Genomic DNA, 16,782 nt, shown 5'->3' on the forward strand with positions numbered 1-16,782 from the left:
TAACACTATATTAGCCATGAAACAGTTTTTATTTATATTAATATTGATAATATCTTCTACACCAAGAGTCGTAAATGCACAAAATACAGACGATTTTGCCGAAAAAATAGCTCAATTAATGTTTTTAGTGTCTAGCGTTGAGCCCGATCAAGATAAAGTGGAGCAGCTCTTGGGTAGTATGACAAGTTCGAAGGATAATCCCATGCAAATTGCCGATATGGATTATAGTATTTACCCTGGTTTTCAAGGTGATAAACTTTACTATACAAAGTATAGTAGCAAACAAGACGATAGGTTTTCGGTAGAGCTTTTAAAAAAAGGAGATCAAAAAGTGTACTCTATTGATTTTATATTAAACAGTAGTTATTCATTACAAGGGGATAAGGTTTCTTACAAAGACCCTTCTTATGCTTTAAACTGTGACTTAAGTCAAATGCAGCAGTTATGCACCAAGGCCATGAAGTATTCCAAAGCAGAGGCAAATTTACCAGACACCACTGTACTTAGTTGTGTGTATGTAAACCCTGTTAGTAAAAAAAGCTTGATGTATTGGGTAGTATTAACCAATCCTATAGGTGATAAGACCGGCAATACTATCAAGGAAATAAAAATACAAGATACAAGACTATGGCAAAGAAACTAGATAAACAACTAAATGGTAAGAGTACTATTTTAATGATTGTAATGTCCCTAATTTCTTTAGTATTTCTTTTGCAATTATGTGCGGCTTTAAACTATGCTTGGATGAATCATCTTGTGATAAAGGGGATTTTTAATGCACTTTCTTATTCCACTAAGGATTTAAGTACTTTAAAGCAAGTTGGAAGTGTTTTAACAGAGTTAAATGTGTATGTTTATTTAAGTTTTGCTATTTGTTTCCTATGTTGGTTTTACGTGAATTTTAAACAAGTTAAAAAACAAGATAAAGCTATTGTTGAGCCAGCGTTTTGGAGTGTGCTAATGTGGTTTGTACCTTTGTTAAATTTAATGGTTCCTTTGGCGTTGGTAAAAAGAATGTTCGAGGGCTGTTACCGATTTTTAACTAGTGGTGATGTAGAATATAAAAAATATTCATTTTGGAAGTTAGATATTTGGTGGATGTGTTTACTTAGTTATTTGTCCGTAGAAATATTACAATACTTTACCATGGATGCCATAACTATATTGGGGTTATCCTGGCTTTTAATTATCAAATATAGTTTTGCTTTTATCTTAGGCTGCTTTTGGTTTGATTGGATAAGACATTATATAGGCTTGAGTAAAAAAATACAAATTCTGTTAAAGCAAAATAGTAAAGAAAATCAGGATATTAAGCCAGAAAACTAAAAGTTTTAAAAAACATCCTTGATACTGATATTAAATTCTCAAGGTCTATTTTTTGAATCGTAGAAAAAATATTTTTATTATCAGCGATTCAATTTTTTTCTTGATATTTGCCCCCAAAATAAAAATAAGGGGTAAAATGAATTGGATTCTATTAATTTTAGGAGGCTTGTTTGAAGTAGGGTTTACATTTAGTTTAGGTAAAGCCAAGCAAGCCCAAGGTAATGAAGCTATATTGTGGTATGTTGCTTTTTTTATCGCTTTGGTGTGTAGTATGGGGTTTTTAATTAAAGCAACCCAGACACTTCCTCTAGGTACAGCCTATGCGGTGTGGACTGGAATAGGAGCTGTAGGAACGGTTATAGTAGGGATTTTATTTTTCAAAGATCCAGCTTCCTTTTGGAGGTTGTTTTTCATATTTACTTTAATAGGGTCTATAGTAGGATTGAAGTTTGTTTCAAATTAATTTTTTAGATATACAATCCATATGTCCGTCCTTAAAGAAAAACTTTTTTAAGGACATATGGATTTAGATGCCAGATTTTTGCTAGTAGATTATAAATAATCGATGTTAAGATCGCTTAATTAGGGATTTATTAAATACCTTTGTTTGTTATAAATAATAGGGACTCCCATAGCTTTGGGATTTTTTTTACTAATAAATACGAAGATATATAAAATGCAAGAGTCTGAACCTAGCATTATTTCCATTCAAAGTTTAGTTTCAAGTGGATATGTAGGAAATAGTATAGCCGCTTTGGCTATTGAATTACATGGTATTGAGGTGGTCAAAATACCAACGGTGTTACTTTCTACCCATGCAGAGGATAATGTATATTATGGACAGGTTATCTCCGGTGAGCTTTTCCGTTTATTAATCAAAGGAATAAAGGAGATTGGTCTATGTCAAAAAAGTGATTATTTTATCACTGGTTATATAAACCATATAGAACTAATAGATCTTAGTGCGCAATTTATTGTAGACTGGAAGGCTGTTAACCCCAAAGGAGTTTACGTGTATGATCCTGTGTTTGGTGATACACGAGCCAATGGACTTTATATAGATAAGCAAGTTGCTTTACACTCTTTAGATAAGTTACTTGAATTGGCTCAGATTATAACACCTAATCATTTTGAGTTAGAGTTTATTTTACAAGAATCTATATCTAGTATTAACCAATTAGATCAGGCGCTTTCAAAGCGTAAAGACTTATTGGAAAAAACAATAATTCTTACAGGTGCTATTCTTCAAGATACCCAGAAAGGCAACTTGGAAGTAATAATTATAGATAAAGGTATTATTACTCGATTAACCACGCAGTTGATAGATATAGCAGCTGTTGGTACAGGAGATTTATTTACCTCTGTATTAACCAGTCAGTTGTATTTAGGCAAGTCAGTTGTACAAGCAAGTAAATTAGCTATGGAGTATGTAACTGCTGTATTACAAAATATTCATCATCAGGGAAGCAAGCAACTCAATGCAAAGGCAATAATAAAATCGCTTCCTGTTTTAGAGCTTAAATAACAGTACTAAAATTATTATATAATCCGCTTACTTTAAAAAAGTAAGCGGATTTTTTATTATGTATAAACTTACAATAAACTCAAATGCATGGGTATTCTTGTTTATTTAATTGTTAAAACATGTATCAAAATTGGCTTGCATATGATTTTTAGGGTATGGGCTAGGTATTGTTTTTACTAAAGATTACAGATTCTTTGTTTTTTGTAATAGATATTTGTTTATTGATAAATAGAGTTTTAAGTGTTTGTTTGTTAGTTAGTTACAGAATAATGGCTAGGGGTATGGGTTTTAACTTTATCAGGTATAGGTTAGGTATGTATTTTAAGTAAGACACTGGTTTATAGGTTATTTGAAAAGAATTTATAATCAATTTTACAAAAGCGAAAGCATGTAAGGCTTTTACGATTAATTACCGAGTTTGCATTTTAAATAAACCGATATTCACAATGAAAAAACAAATTATTACCTTGATCTGCTGTATGGGTTATTTCGGATCTTGGGCGCAAGTAGCAATAGGCACTGATGTTATAAACGAGTCTGCCGAGTTAAGTATTGAATCTAAAGACAAAGGACTTTTAATACCGCGTATAGCTTTAGAATCTATTAAAGATTTAACTACAATAAAGGCTGGAAATCTTGAGAGTTTATTAATATATAATATTACTACAAATACCCAATTAAGTCCTGGGTTTTACTATTGGAATGTAAATCAATGGACAAGGCTGACAAGCAGTAGTGACCTTCCTGATATTATTAAACAGGAACTGGAAAAGAGTTTTGATAAAGATCAAGTTAAGAAATGGTTGGAACAATTTGTATTAACAGCTCCTGGCAATGTAATTTATGACAAGGAAGATCTTTATTTTATAGATTCCAATAACGATGAGAAGTTAGTTGATTTATCCGATAAGTTTAAGGAGAGTCAAAGTTTAACTGTCTTGTCTTTCGATCCAATAACTGGTATTTTGCTCTACAAAGATGAGAAAGGAGTTTTCACTAGTGTAAACTTGAAAAATGTAGTTGAATCTTTTCAAGGGGTCGCGAGTTTACAGGTAGATTATACCCTTGGACAAATCAAATTTATTGATGCGCAGCAAAACCAGACCATAATAGATTTCTCTAAGTTACTTTCAGAGCATCAGAAGATTACTTTGTTAAAAAACTTGGGAAAGGGGAGATATCAATACATAAATGAGAATGATCAAGTTTCTGAAATCAATATTATTGGAGATATACTAGATGTACTAAATAACTCTGTAAATTCAGATCTACATCTTATCTTGGATCAAATTGTTGGTGAAAAACAAACCCTTACCTCTTTAATATATGATCCCCAGGCACACTGTCTAATCTATTATGATGAACAAAAAAATAAAACTACAATTCCTTTAAAAGATCTAGTGGAATCTAATCAAAAGCTGTTTTCAATAGATGTAAGTAATTCATCTAATATTTCAATTTCAAAAACAACTTTGGATAATCAAGATGTTTTCTCATTTCATGTTCCTATAGCAACACCCAATAAACTTGGTGTGGTAAGCCCAGGAGTAGGCCTTTTAATTGATTCACAGGGAGTATTAAATGTTGACTCGCAGCATATAATAGAACGTAAAGATTTAAAAGGTAGTAATTCGATTTTAGTAACCAAAGGACAAGGAGCTGTTTTACAAGATGTTGTTATTGATCTTCTACCCTCTAATATAGATATAGCTTCTTTGAGTGGGAAATTATCTACAAACCAGATTCAACCTGGGCTTGAAGGTGATCTGTTAACAGTGGGTGATACAGGAGGAGCAACTTGGTCTTCTTTGAAAAATATGACTACTAATTCTCTGCATTTAGATAATACTATATTAAGTTCTAATATTAATAACGTCGGATCCAGCCTAGACTTAAAACAAGCTGTTTCCACTGATATGATAAAGGATTTGTCTATAAACCGTTTTAAAATTAACAGTGATGTAGCTGGGCCCGGTTTAATTAAAAATCAACAAACTGGTGCCTTAGAGGTAGACTATAAATTAGTTCCTTCTTTGCTAAATGGCGGTAATATTAGTTCTGAAACTATTTCTGTTTTAGGAGAAAGAGGAGCAATACTAAAAGATCTACAAATTAATTTAATTCATGGATTGCCTAATCAAGTTTTAACAACAAATTCTTTCGGCAACGGTGTAATATGGCAAGATGTAGAGAAAATATCGTTAGATGTTGAAAACCAACTTTACTTGGTTAATAATACGATTATATCGAGTGTTAATAATAAAGATGCACCTTTAAATCTAACCCATAAGATTACGACAGCAATGCTTCAGAATAACTCAGTGACAGCTGATAAAATAGCTCCAAGTGTATTTGGCGATGGGCTGATACGTGATGATCAAACTGGTGTTATTAGTGTTGACTTTTTACAAAAACAGCCTTTAACTATATCCTCAGAAACTTTAGAAATTTCTAATCAATCCCAAGAGTATAATATTGAGATTAAACCAGGAAAAGCCAATCAAGTTTTAGTAACAAAAGCTGATGAAACTGGAGTGGAATGGGTCAACTCTAACACCCTAATTTGTCAGGATACCTTTGTAGATAGTCATTTACAACCGGCAAGTAGTCTAATGCAAAATACCTTAAGTAGTAATCCAGAGTCTATATCTAACGCGTTTTTTGTATTTGGAGTTCAGCTGGACTTAGATTCTAGTAATTCAATAAATGAAATAAATATTTATAACCAGTACCAAGTGCGGTACAATCAACCTGTAGCAAAAAGTAAAAAAGATAGTGCTTTGCCGGTATTCTCTATAGATCGAATTAATTTCTTCATCACTCATGTGGATCATGAATTAGTAGAAATCCTATCGTTTTCAGAACAAGGGGTGCTGAAATACAAGAGTAAGTTAAAAGATTTAAATATTAAATCTACTCCTATAGAAGTAACCTTTACCATTCGTTAGCTATTATTTTTTTGGTTATATAAAGGTATATAAGTCTTAAATAAATTCAGTTTTTCAAAATAAACTGAATTTATAATTCACTTAATTTAATTGCATCTACGTTATGGTTCATACCTCTTTTTATAAATATTTATCTCTTGGGTTTATTTGTTTTTCTTATCTAAGCTTATACTCTCAAGATAATCAGGCCAACCAACTCCTTATAAACGGAATGGTGAATATTGCACCCAAGGCCGTATTTAGTAGTAAATCTGCTTTTGTAATTACAGAGTCCGGAAGAGTCTTAAATGGTGGTAAAACATTTTTTTATAACAATTATCACAATCAAGGAATTTTTACTAGCTATGGTAAACAAGCTCAGAGTTATTTTACAAGAACAGATAATATACTCAGTGAAATCTCGGGTAATGCTGTATCCGAATTTTTAAACATTACATGGGATAATAACACACCAGATAAAGCTTTTGATTTAAAAAGCAATATTGAAGTCTATGGGAGGATGGTATTTAAAGATGGGATTGTTTATGTAGACAATAGTAAAGAACATGGTAGTTCTTTATCAAAAGGCATGATTACCGTGTTTAACTTAAGCTCTGCTCATGGGGCATCGGATAAAAGTTATGTGAATGGAAAAATGGAAAAAATAGGTAATAAAAGCTATCAATTTCCCGTAGGAAACAAGGGTATTTATAGACCACTTACCATAGCGGGATCAGATTGTGTAGATGATGGATTTGTTGTAGAGTACTTTTATCAAGACAAAGAATTCTTTAAAGATAAGCAAAAGACCGTTTCTGTTATTCAAAAAATAAATACTAGCGAATTTTGGCAAGTAGAAAAATCCCAAAATACAAAAAGTCCAATTATTTTGAGTTTAAGTATTGATTCAAGGACTATTGATGATTTATCTTTTGAACAAGACTATCAAGATATACATATTATTGTGTGGAATGAGAGGTTGGGGATTTGGCAAGATGAAGGAGGGGTGATAGATAAAGGTAGAAAAACGGTTACTGCACCTGTAAATCTGCGTCCAACAACTTCGTTTTTTACCTTAGGTAGAGTCATAAAAGACAAACATTTACCGGCGGATGTATTAGTTTACAATTTTGTATCTGCTAATGATGATGGTAAAAATGACTACCTCTATATTCAAAATTTACATAAGTATCCAGGAAACTCAGTAGAGATTTACAATAGATGGGGAACCAAGGTTTTCTCAACCACCAATTATGATACTTACTCAGATGGAACAAATAATGTTTTTAAAGGCTATGCTAAATCAGGACTAGTTGTCAAACAGGGAAATAAGCTGCCTTCAGGAACTTACTATTACATTATCCGATATCCTTTTCAAGATAAAAATGGGCAAAGAATCATTAGTAAAAGTGGAAGCCTGCATTTAGAATCAGATTAAAAAATATTAAAAATGAAGGTACAAGAAAAAAATATAAATGGTTTTTGGTGGAAGTGTATTGTTTTACTTTTAAGTATTCCTAGTCTAGCCCAGCAGCAAAGTGAATTTTCTACTTATATGTATAATATAAGTAGCTATAATCCAGCTTATGTCAATAATGCAAATGCGACTACTTTACTGGGTACTTATCGCAATCAATGGGTTGGTTTACAAGGAGCACCCAAAACTTTCAATCTAAGTGGCAATTCCCTTTTAAGCCAGACAAACCTAGGAATTGGAATTCATTTTAAAAATGAATCTATAGGCGCGATTCACAGTAATAACTTTGCCTTGGACCTATCCTATAGAGTGGCTATAAAGCAAAGTTTAAATTTAGCTGTAGGGCTAAAAGCTAGTTTTGAGAACCAGAAGGTAAATTATGCAATGATGGATTTTTGGGATTCCACCGATCCTTTTGCATCCCTAACAAAAGTGAGAAGTCAAAACCCAAATATTGGAATTGGATTATTTTTTTGGTGGGATAAAGGATATATAGGTGTTGCAATGCCATATTTGATTCATCACAGGGTGTTTTCAGACCAACTTACCTCGATTACTCCATTACATAACCAAAGTTACTTTAACGCAGGTTATATAGTGGATATTTCAGATGATATTGTTGTAAAACCAGCAGTGTTGTTTCGGTTTATTAAAGGCGCCCCTATTCAAGGGAATCTTTCAGCAATTTTTTATTACAAGACTAAGGTGAATATTGGGCTTAATTTTCAACCTAGCGCTTCATGGAGTTTTCTTACAGGTTACCAGGTGTCTAAGCCTATTTTTATAGGATATACTTTTGATCAAACAACAAGTGGGTTACAATCTTATAGTAAAGGGAGCCATGAAATATTCTTACGTTACGAGTTTTTCAATAGGTATCGCACAAACAACAAAACTAAATATTTTTAAAAACTTAAGCTTAATTGAAGTTAGGTGTCCCGATTTGAGAAGACATTTGTGTTATTGTTTTTTTAGTTAGAATATAGTGATTCTAGATTCCAACTACGTGTTTATTCTCAAAGGTACGTTGTGGCTACTCAACGTGAAAAAAAGTAGCAAATTTTTCAACCAATGCTTGGTTTTTTTATTCAAAGGTTAATACCAACAAGCCTTTGTTTGAGAGTTGTTGCTGCTCAACTTAAAAAAAGCAGTTTTTATCTATATCAATTTTTGTTACGATTTCTCGCGCATATAAATTTCTAGTAAAACAGGGTAAAATCATATTAAATTTCCATGTCTTTAAATGACCCGGGGTTATTATTAGAAACGGTGTTTTTACTCATCGTTAATTAAAAGTAACAATAAAATAGAAAAGTATTTCAAACAACTATTCTATTATTTAGGCAATGCCTGAAGGTTTTTCTCTCTTAGTTGTTGCTGCTCAACTTTAAAAAAGCAGCTTTTTTTATGGCCTATTAAAAGCAATCTCTACCCATTAATTATGTTTATGTGAATTTAATCTATAAATAGATGTTATTCAGTGTGATTTGTTTTTTTAGAGGTTTTAAATAGTGTTGTAAAACAGGTGTGTTTTGTAAAGAAGACTTATTAAGTATAGGTGTGTATGACTTGTTTTTTTCAAGTTTATTTAAAGTGTAACTACTTAATTGGTTTTGCAAATAAATCGGGGTGATAATTAACCTATGGTGATAAATTACAAACAAAAAAGAATTTTACCACAGTTTACTTAACCAGACTTTTAGTTATTTTTTTTAGATATTTATAAAAAATGACAAAAAGTAATTTATTTAAAATACTGTATTTCTGGTGTTTATTTTTTATAGAATCAGTAAAATTTGGTTGTTTTAATTATTAAAAAATCTTTTGATATACTCATCTCTTAAATCTAAGGCCTCAAGACGGTTTTTTACTTGAAGCTTCAGGTAAATTCTCGTGGTATGTTGTTTAATGGTGGCAGGAGCTATGAAAAGTTTGTTTGCCAGATCTTTATTGCTTAACTCTCTCCAAATCTCTAATAGTATTTGTGTTTCTCTATGTGTGAGGTTAAACTCTAATTTAGCTACTGTAATGCAATCCGAAAGTCTAAAGTCAGTGCTTGGATTTGCAACAAGTGAATAATGTGTTTGACCATTTTTTTTAAGCAGCTTTTTATCTAGTATAGTGGTTTTTTCGTACCGATAATTATTGTGTATCCCTGTAATAAATTCAAAAGTAGAAAAACCAATTTTGTATTTGATATACAGTTGATTTAAATAACTAATAAGAATCACGATTGTGTTTGTTAGTATGGCCCAAATTAAAACGGCGTGTTTGTAATTTATACGATAATCCATAGCAATGTAAATAAGCAAAGTTGTGTTAATAGCCAATAGAGCTACCACGCTGAACATAATGCTTTTATAATAGCTATTTGGGGAGTTCGAATTGTAGACAAGGGAAAAAAGATAAAAAAAGTTTAGAAGATTTAATAAAATTATTCCTTTAAATAGGTAATAAATTGGCAAGAGAATAAAACAATAACATAAAGCGTAAACCAAACATAGGATTGGGATAGATAAGTTAAAGACAAGGGCAAAAGAGCTTGTTTTATCGCCTTTTGTGATATTAAATATATAGCAAGTTGCCATAAGGGAGTAAATTGGAATTACAAGGATTAAAAAATGGGAGCTTAGCCAGGTACTCTTTGTAATTTGATAACTTAAAGTAGGGTTAAAATAAAGTACTAAACATCCCGTTAAACAAAACAAAGCTGTAAATAAAAGATAGTGTGATTTGGCTTTGGAAAAATAGTAAACTCCACTGTTGCATATAAACCCTAAAAAAGGAATTATAAAAAAAGAAAGATGCTTGAATTTATGTTGCATCACAACAGATAAATTGCTTTTTTTATATTGTATTTCTACGGGTATTTTTTGCAGTACCTGTTTTCTTAAATGAATATAGTACTCCTGATGTTCAGGAGTAAAGTTATACTGGGGAAATAAACAATTTTTATAGGCATGGGGATTATTTAAATTATTAGAAAGCTTAATTAATTTAGAGTTATTTATCACATAAAGATCATAATCAAGTAATAATGGATTTGCTATTTGTAAAGAAACAGGTTTGTATAATTCACCTTTAGTAAAATATCCCTTAAGCCAACTATGTCCCTTTTTACCTGTGGCTAAATACAAAGAATTTGTTGCATTAACTTTCTCAAAGTGTAGGTTTTCTATTGTGTTTTTTGGTAATTCTAAAGATGTATTTATAGTTAAACTATGAACATTTACAGGTAAAAAAAACAATAGACACAAAAAGACATTAAAATTAAACAACTTGATCAATGTAAGTAGTGTTAGATTCTGATTAAACATACGCAATAAATGTTATTTATTGAAATAAACTTATGATATTTAGGCAGATAGAGGTTTTTTTATATTAATATGGAAGTTTAAGGAGTAATAGTTGGGTTTTTACCCGTGTATTGTTAATATCTATTTATTTATAGTAATTAGATGTAATATAGATGAATTTATCATTGTTTTTTTAGTTTTAAGTAGTAATAAATCACCAGTGAAATTCATCATAATAACTATTAATAATCTTATTGTGCACACACAAAATTTAATAAAGCAATTGGTTTTTTAGTAAAATACTTTTAATTAGTCGTATATTTAATAACAAGGACAAAACTTAATTTAGTATTGGCTTAAAGTAGCTAGTGATTATAAATAAAATAGTGTTTTGGCAAACCAAGCAAACCGTTTTGTTTTTGTTACCTTTGTAATAAATTAAAAAGTATTATTTTTTATGAACGAACAAACATCTTTTGGATTAGTTACTACCCTTGAAGTGAAGGGCGCTATTTCAGCTAAAGGGAGTTGTTGGAGTAATCAAGGTCTTTTATTGGCAAATTATGTATATAATCAAGCTGATTTAAAGTCAGACTATACCCTTACTTATACGTATTTGGATGAGTTGGGAAATACAACTAACATAGTGGATGATCAAGCTAGTTTACCATGTCTGTTTCTTAGTCCTTGTCAAGAAAATTATGTTTCTGTTGTAAGAAATGATCAAGATAAAGAATATGCTTTATGCAAACCTGTAACGGGTAGTAATCAAATTGGTCTTAAAACAAGTAAAGATTATAAAGGAAGGTTTGTTGGAACTCTGCAAGATGCCTCTTTGTTTTATGAGGTAGATTTATGGAAGCAAACCAAGGCCGATACCCTGCGAGTTATACAGTTTCAAGATAAGGTTATTAGCAAAGAAAATAAAATACCTATTGCACTTCCCAAGGATAATAAGGTTTGGGTTGATAAGGATCAAATTCATTTAATTACCGAGATTGAACAAGGTTGGCTGCATAGAGAAATTGATAAAAATGGAAAAGAATTACGACGAAGAATTTTAGAGTTTGATTTTCCTTTTGTTCACGAGGCACTTCACTTATCCTTTGATAGTAATTCCTATTTGTTGTGTGAGGAAAACGGACAGATTGGTATTGTGGAAATCGATTCACAGGGCAACGGAATGTACGGAGATTTATTTGATATAAAAGATGAGTTTTTCGGTACCTGGCATCCACAAAAGATAGATGAAAAAACAACAGCTGTACAATTTACCACGGAGTATGGTAATGGCTGGTTAGTCATTAGAGAGGACCAACTTGTAGAGATTTTTTATAACAAGAATAAGTCTGGATATAAGAACTTACTTACTAAAGAGACCTTGAGTATTGATAATAATGATTTGGTACTCTCAAGTATTAGTGCAATGGATAAAGGGAGGTTTGCTATTGTATTTTATCCAAGGGTTGCCAGAAAACAGACTTATAATAAAATTTTTGTTTTACAAAGAAGCATTTAGTATTTAGATAAGTAAAAAGTATTTTACTACTTTGATATACGATAATCGTATTTTAAGCGTTATTTGGTAAATAGTTATGTAATTAAAACACCTATTGTCAATGAGAAAAATAGTAGTCTTGAGTATTGCTTGTTTTCTTGGTTTAACAGCTTGCCAAAAGCAAACCAAACAAAGCAATCAAACCAGTCAAGAAAACCATATGATAGCCAATAATCAGCAAAGCACCATAATTCCGTATCAAGAGTTAAAGAATTATTTTGTTTTAAATACGGTAGATAATAAACAAGTAGAAAGTAAAAAGATTACCACACAAAAGGAATTTGATGATTATTTTTCTGTGGCCAGAACCATGTCTGAGGAGTCAATTCCTACCTCGGTTGACTTTAATAAATCTTTTGTATTAGCTATTATAGGTCAGCCTACAAATAGTGAAACAAGAATTAATATAATTAGTTTAAAGCAGAGAAATCAATGTTTAGAATTGATTTTCGATATAGATTCAAGTCAGCAAAACACTAGCTATACAATGCATCCCTTTACAGCAATTCTAGTGGATAAAAAATACGATATGGACGTTAAGTTTATTGCAGAATAAACCAATGTTTTTAAAACAAAGAGCCGCCAAATATTTGGCGGCTCTTTGTTTTAAAGTTGTTTTACTATGAATTAGTCGCAGCGTTTACAACAAAAAAAATGCAATTACCCTAAAGACTTTTAATCAACAATATATTCATGTATTTTGTAATAAAGTAAGTTTGTTTTTAAGTGAACATTTGGGTTGATATATTCTCCTATAAAAGATTTTTTTTTCTTATCACCTTGGAAATATCCTATTTAATACAAGAAAATAAGTTTTTATAGTAAGTGCATCTTATTTTAATAATTTAATCATGATTTGTTAAAGTTAGAGGGAATATCTATGTAGAAATAAGGCTTAAATTAGAGATAATCAATGTGTTATTATTATGGAGGTTAGTTATCTTATTTTTGCTGTAAATCCGCAAAATCCACAAGAATTTATTGAAGAACTACATAACAAGTTCCCGTTTTCGGTTATTAAATTTTTGTCTTTGAATAATAGAAAATTATTAGTACTTTTTAATAATATAAACTTCTTGTTAAAATACCGAATATGTTGCGAGCAAAAAGCTTATCAGATGGAAGATACTGTAATGGAGTTTGCCAGGAAGTATCCCTATTTAAAGCTTATGTATGTCTATTTTCTGGGAAATCAAAGTGTAGGGTATTACGAGGGGTTTGTTTTGAAAAATAAAACAAAATTAGCCGAGGCTGGAGGGTTAAATGACTCTTATAAGGTGTTGTTAAAGCAAATTATTCCTTTTCAAGGAAATTATTTTGAGGCCTTTACCCCGGAATTTATAGAAATGACAATTAAACATATGGATAAAAGAATTAAGGTGGTTCAAGGAGATATTACCAAGTTAGAGGTAGATGTGATTGTGAATGCCGCAAACCCCAAATTAATTCCTGGTGGGGGAGTAGATGGGGCAATTCATCAGGCTGCCGGTAGACAAGTTTATTTAGATGCTTTAAGGTTATTAAAGGATATAAAAAGTCTTCCAACTGGGTATGTAATGCCTACTATAGCTGGAAATTTAAATGCTAAGGCCATTTTTCATGCAGTAGGTCCTTTATGGCAATCTGGAGACTTTAATGAAGTACAACTTTTACAACAGTGTTATTACCGGGCACTGGAATTAGCATGTGCTAAAGGTTATAAAACAATAGCTTTTCCAAATATTTCTACTGGCGTATATGGTTTTCCTAAACAATTGGCTTGTGAAATAGCCATGGATACCGTAAAAAGGTTTTTAGATCAATACCAGTGTATAGAACAAGTAATTTTTGTTTGCTATGATTTTCAGAACTATGCCCTTTACAAGGACTTAATTAACCATTAGATTTAATTGGGATATGGTGTAAAACAAATAAATAAAACGTCATATTATTGCGATTATCATAAAAAACACTAGTGGCACAAAAATCAGCAGCTAGTAGTATTTCTACTTAATTGAAAAACGTGTATTTTTACTGTGATTAAGGTTTTTATAGTTGAAAAGCCATAGAATAAAACCTTTTTATATTATTTAAAATAATAAACAATGGTAAAGTACGATGATTATGTATGGCATTATAAAGGAGAATTTCCAATAGATTTGCATCCACAAAGAGCGGCAACCCATATAGGTGTATATTTTTGTTGGTGTGTGAATAATAATTTAATTTCAGAGGTTGTTTTAAATAAACATGATAAGGAATTACAAGATATTAAAAAAAAGCGTTTAACAGGTGCGCAATTTCTACTGTATCATTATCATGGTAAGCTTACCAATACGCTATTAAATCAAACAGGTAATGCTTTTACGAGAGACTACTATGAAGAGGAAGGAGATTTTTCTAAGCATATCACTGATTATTTTCATGACTATCAACAGAATTATAACTTAGGTCATGGTCAAGATATTTATCACGTACTAGATACCTGGGAAAATTATTACTTGATGGAGGATGTTTTAGATCATCGATACAAGCAATGGAAAAACTTCGTTAAGTTATAAGTCAAATTAGGAATTCTAGTTTAATTTTAAAAAAACTATGAATTTAAAAAGTAAAAGTGCTTTAATTTATAAAAGGGATATTTTGATTCCCTTGTCTTTGGTGGCTCTAATGTGGTTGATTTATTTTTTTCAATCCACCGGACTGATAAAGGGCTGTAATGGGGTGGTATCTTGGAGTCTCTCTGGATTAAAAGGAATTGTGTTTAGCCCGTTTTTACATGGAAACTTTAATCACCTATGGAGTAACACGATAGGGATTTTACCTCTTTTGTTGCTAACTTTTATTTTTTATCGAAAATATGCTCTTAAGATTTTAATCTATGGGGGAGTTTTAAGTGGTTTACTATTATGGCTAATGCCTAGTTTAACTTATCTTAAAACAGGTGTTGTGACCTGTCATATTGGTGCAAGTGGAATTATATATATGCTAATATCCTTTTTGTTTTTTGCTGGTTGGTTTTTTAGAAAGTTTTTACCTCTTGTTTTATCCATAGTAGTGGGCTTGATTTATTATACTGTTTTAATGGGTGTTTTTCCCCATGATGCCCTGGCGGATAATATTTCCTGGCAAGCACATCTAGCTGGAATTATCGCAGGATTTATATTGGCTAAATCACTGAGTAAAGCGCCCTGAAAAGGATAAGGTTTATATAGAAAGAGGTTTTTTTATAAGTGTAATTACCTGTAAAAGAGTGTGTTTTTTAGTTTTATTTAAGTAAAATGCTTATATTTATTTAACCATTCTTAGATTGTCTTTGTTTTTAAACAAAAGAAAAATTAAAAGACAAGGAAGATTGATAAAAATATTGAAATTTTAAAAATTTAAGTCTTAACCAGCGCCCTATTTACCTATGGTGGTATTGCAATAAAAATTACTAAATATGAATTTTGTCTACTTAGCATTTGGTGAGAATCTTATCACTTATAAACAAGTATGCTTCTCGATTTATACTGTTTTAAATATTAAACAAGAACAAGATAAGATAGTAGTGGTTACCGATCACAAAGCTTATTTTGATCACATAAGAGAATTTGTTGAATTTATAGATTTAACGCCAGAGCTAATAAATCAGTGGCAAAAGGGAAATAATGGCTTTTTTAGAATTAAAATTAAGGCAATAGAGGCGGCTTCTATCAAATACCCCTTAGATGATTTACTATATTTAGATGCAGATACTTTTATTTTTAAAGACCTAACCCAAATACGTAGTGAATTGGCCTTAGGGCAGAACTTTATGCATCTAAAAGAATTAAAATTATCTGCCTTTGTAACCCAAAGCCAAAAAGAAATGTGGGAAGCTTTAAAGGATAAAGAATTCGATGGGGTTTATATTGATGATAATTCCTATATGTGGAATGCTGGAGCTGTGGCCTTAAGTAAAGACAGTCTTACTTATTTACAACAAGTAGTTAGGGTTAACGATCAGATGTGTCAACATTTAACTAAACGTTACTTTGTCGAGCAATTTGCCTTTTCGGTGGTTTTAGCCAACATGGGAGTAATTAAACCGTTGGATTCCTATATAGGGCACTATTGGGGCAATAAACCCAAGTGGAATCAAGTTATAAACGATTTTATGATTCGATGTTATTTGGAAAATTATAGTGTTGCTCAAACCCTATTACAAGTTAGTAATATGAACTTGGAAGACTATCCAATCCGTGGTTATAAGGCTAATGTTTAAAAAAAGGGTTGAGATTCTTAAATAATATCGGTTAGGCGAATTATTCTATTTTTCTTAAATTCAAAAATACTTTTTCCATCTAAGTTTATCTCCTGTCCTTTTCGAAGGCCATTGGGTAGGTCTATTTTTAAAATAGCTTTAAAAGCTATATTTACAATGTAATTTTGATTGGAATCCATATCAATGGATTTAATGGTTTGTTGTCTACTTGAGAAATACTCTTGAGACATCTGTGCCTGTTTTTCAAAGGCTGACTTACCAAGTAAATTGATAACAGTACGATTGTCTTGAATGTCTTTAAATTCGATTTGCTCATCTAAGCACGCTAGCATCTGGGCAATGTCAAATTGATTATAGCCCTGAATATATTCTCTAATTATTTGTTCTTTATTTTTCATCGTTTTAGAATTTAGTGGTTGTAAATATTTGAATTGATAAATCGGATAAA

At 31.1% G+C, this 16,782-nt stretch carries 15 protein-coding genes; 13 read left to right on the top strand and 2 right to left on the bottom strand.

Annotated elements, in window-relative coordinates; genetic code table 11:
- Nucleotides 1-16: 16 nt before the first annotated feature.
- The 7 genes from ACYSNV_RS09545 (at nt 17) to ACYSNV_RS09575 (ending at nt 8,164) form a co-directional block, all read left to right on the top strand.
- A complete protein-coding gene (locus ACYSNV_RS09545; RefSeq protein ID WP_461762346.1) occupies nt 17-643 on the top strand; it encodes a hypothetical protein in 627 nt (208 codons plus the stop codon).
- On the top strand, nt 628-1,326 hold the full coding sequence (locus ACYSNV_RS09550) for a DUF4328 domain-containing protein (RefSeq protein ID WP_461762347.1): 699 nt from the start codon (nt 628-630) through the stop codon (nt 1,324-1,326). The genes ACYSNV_RS09545 and ACYSNV_RS09550 overlap by 16 nt, the downstream gene beginning before the upstream one ends.
- A gap of 136 nt (nt 1,327-1,462) precedes the next feature.
- The gene (locus tag ACYSNV_RS09555) at nt 1,463-1,789 is read left to right on the top strand and encodes a DMT family transporter (protein WP_461762348.1); all 327 of its coding nucleotides are present in this window, start codon (nt 1,463-1,465) and stop codon (nt 1,787-1,789) included.
- A gap of 213 nt (nt 1,790-2,002) precedes the next feature.
- A complete protein-coding gene (gene pdxY / locus ACYSNV_RS09560; RefSeq protein ID WP_461762349.1) occupies nt 2,003-2,851 on the top strand; it encodes a pyridoxal kinase in 849 nt (282 codons plus the stop codon).
- Between the two features lie 446 nt (nt 2,852-3,297).
- Entirely contained in the window at nt 3,298-5,799 is a 2,502-nt protein-coding gene (locus ACYSNV_RS09565) for a hypothetical protein (protein WP_461762350.1), read from the top strand.
- A gap of 211 nt (nt 5,800-6,010) precedes the next feature.
- Nucleotides 6,011-7,216, top strand: coding sequence for a gliding motility-associated C-terminal domain-containing protein (locus ACYSNV_RS09570; protein WP_461762351.1), 1,206 nt, complete (start codon nt 6,011-6,013; stop codon nt 7,214-7,216).
- Between the two features lie 12 nt (nt 7,217-7,228).
- On the top strand, nt 7,229-8,164 hold the full coding sequence (locus ACYSNV_RS09575; RefSeq protein ID WP_461762352.1) for a PorP/SprF family type IX secretion system membrane protein: 936 nt from the start codon (nt 7,229-7,231) through the stop codon (nt 8,162-8,164).
- An 896-nt stretch (nt 8,165-9,060) separates the two neighbouring features.
- On the opposite strand, the gene ACYSNV_RS09580 is transcribed toward ACYSNV_RS09575, so the two are convergent.
- Nucleotides 9,061-10,572 (bottom strand): response regulator transcription factor, encoded by a 1,512-nt coding sequence (locus ACYSNV_RS09580; protein ID WP_461762353.1) that lies wholly within the window; start codon nt 10,570-10,572, stop codon nt 9,061-9,063.
- Between the two features lie 436 nt (nt 10,573-11,008).
- On the opposite strand from ACYSNV_RS09580, the gene ACYSNV_RS09585 reads away from it, so the two are divergent.
- The 6 genes from ACYSNV_RS09585 to ACYSNV_RS09610 all read left to right on the top strand — a co-directional run bounded on the left by ACYSNV_RS09585 (nt 11,009) and on the right by ACYSNV_RS09610 (nt 16,334).
- Nucleotides 11,009-12,070: a hypothetical protein gene (locus tag ACYSNV_RS09585; RefSeq protein WP_461762354.1), complete on the top strand. Its 1,062-nt coding sequence runs from the start codon at nt 11,009-11,011 to the stop codon at nt 12,068-12,070.
- Nucleotides 12,071-12,170: 100 nt separating this feature from the next.
- Nucleotides 12,171-12,665 carry a hypothetical protein gene (locus ACYSNV_RS09590; protein WP_461762355.1) on the top strand — a complete coding sequence of 165 codons (495 nt, stop codon included), beginning with the start codon at nt 12,171-12,173 and terminating at the stop codon, nt 12,663-12,665.
- Nucleotides 12,666-13,035: 370 nt separating this feature from the next.
- Nucleotides 13,036-13,992, top strand: a complete 957-nt coding sequence (locus tag ACYSNV_RS09595; RefSeq protein ID WP_461762356.1) for a macro domain-containing protein — start codon at nt 13,036-13,038, stop codon at nt 13,990-13,992.
- Nucleotides 13,993-14,193: 201 nt separating this feature from the next.
- Nucleotides 14,194-14,649, top strand: coding sequence for a DUF7832 domain-containing protein (locus ACYSNV_RS09600; protein WP_461762357.1), 456 nt, complete (start codon nt 14,194-14,196; stop codon nt 14,647-14,649).
- 37 nt (nt 14,650-14,686) lie between these two features.
- Nucleotides 14,687-15,283 (top strand): rhomboid family intramembrane serine protease, encoded by a 597-nt coding sequence (locus ACYSNV_RS09605; protein ID WP_461762358.1) that lies wholly within the window; start codon nt 14,687-14,689, stop codon nt 15,281-15,283.
- A gap of 247 nt (nt 15,284-15,530) precedes the next feature.
- Nucleotides 15,531-16,334 (top strand): hypothetical protein, encoded by an 804-nt coding sequence (locus ACYSNV_RS09610; protein ID WP_461762359.1) that lies wholly within the window; start codon nt 15,531-15,533, stop codon nt 16,332-16,334.
- 17 nt (nt 16,335-16,351) lie between these two features.
- Here the strand turns inward: ACYSNV_RS09610 and ACYSNV_RS09615 are convergent, their stop codons facing one another.
- The gene (locus tag ACYSNV_RS09615; protein ID WP_461762360.1) at nt 16,352-16,732 is read right to left on the bottom strand and encodes a nuclear transport factor 2-like protein; all 381 of its coding nucleotides are present in this window, start codon (nt 16,730-16,732) and stop codon (nt 16,352-16,354) included.
- Nucleotides 16,733-16,782: the final 50 nt, after the last annotated feature.

The organism is Myroides sp. LJL119 (assembly GCF_054871605.1).

Excerpts from the sequence above, each read along its gene's own strand:
- ACYSNV_RS09545 (WP_461762346.1), top strand. The coding sequence starts at position 17 with ATGAAACAGTTTTTATTTATATTAATATTGATAATATCTTCTACACCA.
- ACYSNV_RS09550 (WP_461762347.1), top strand. The coding sequence starts at position 628 with ATGGCAAAGAAACTAGATAAACAACTAAATGGTAAGAGTACTATTTTA.
- ACYSNV_RS09555 (WP_461762348.1), top strand. The coding sequence starts at position 1,463 with ATGAATTGGATTCTATTAATTTTAGGAGGCTTGTTTGAAGTAGGGTTT.
- pdxY (WP_461762349.1), top strand. The coding sequence starts at position 2,003 with ATGCAAGAGTCTGAACCTAGCATTATTTCCATTCAAAGTTTAGTTTCA.
- ACYSNV_RS09565 (WP_461762350.1), top strand. The coding sequence starts at position 3,298 with ATGAAAAAACAAATTATTACCTTGATCTGCTGTATGGGTTATTTCGGA.
- ACYSNV_RS09570 (WP_461762351.1), top strand. The coding sequence starts at position 6,011 with ATGGTGAATATTGCACCCAAGGCCGTATTTAGTAGTAAATCTGCTTTT.
- ACYSNV_RS09575 (WP_461762352.1), top strand. The coding sequence starts at position 7,229 with ATGAAGGTACAAGAAAAAAATATAAATGGTTTTTGGTGGAAGTGTATT.
- ACYSNV_RS09580 (WP_461762353.1), bottom strand. The coding sequence starts at position 10,572 with ATGTTTAATCAGAATCTAACACTACTTACATTGATCAAGTTGTTTAAT.
- ACYSNV_RS09585 (WP_461762354.1), top strand. The coding sequence starts at position 11,009 with ATGAACGAACAAACATCTTTTGGATTAGTTACTACCCTTGAAGTGAAG.
- ACYSNV_RS09590 (WP_461762355.1), top strand. The coding sequence starts at position 12,171 with ATGAGAAAAATAGTAGTCTTGAGTATTGCTTGTTTTCTTGGTTTAACA.
- ACYSNV_RS09595 (WP_461762356.1), top strand. The coding sequence starts at position 13,036 with ATGGAGGTTAGTTATCTTATTTTTGCTGTAAATCCGCAAAATCCACAA.
- ACYSNV_RS09600 (WP_461762357.1), top strand. The coding sequence starts at position 14,194 with ATGGTAAAGTACGATGATTATGTATGGCATTATAAAGGAGAATTTCCA.
- ACYSNV_RS09605 (WP_461762358.1), top strand. The coding sequence starts at position 14,687 with ATGAATTTAAAAAGTAAAAGTGCTTTAATTTATAAAAGGGATATTTTG.
- ACYSNV_RS09610 (WP_461762359.1), top strand. The coding sequence starts at position 15,531 with ATGAATTTTGTCTACTTAGCATTTGGTGAGAATCTTATCACTTATAAA.
- ACYSNV_RS09615 (WP_461762360.1), bottom strand. The coding sequence starts at position 16,732 with ATGAAAAATAAAGAACAAATAATTAGAGAATATATTCAGGGCTATAAT.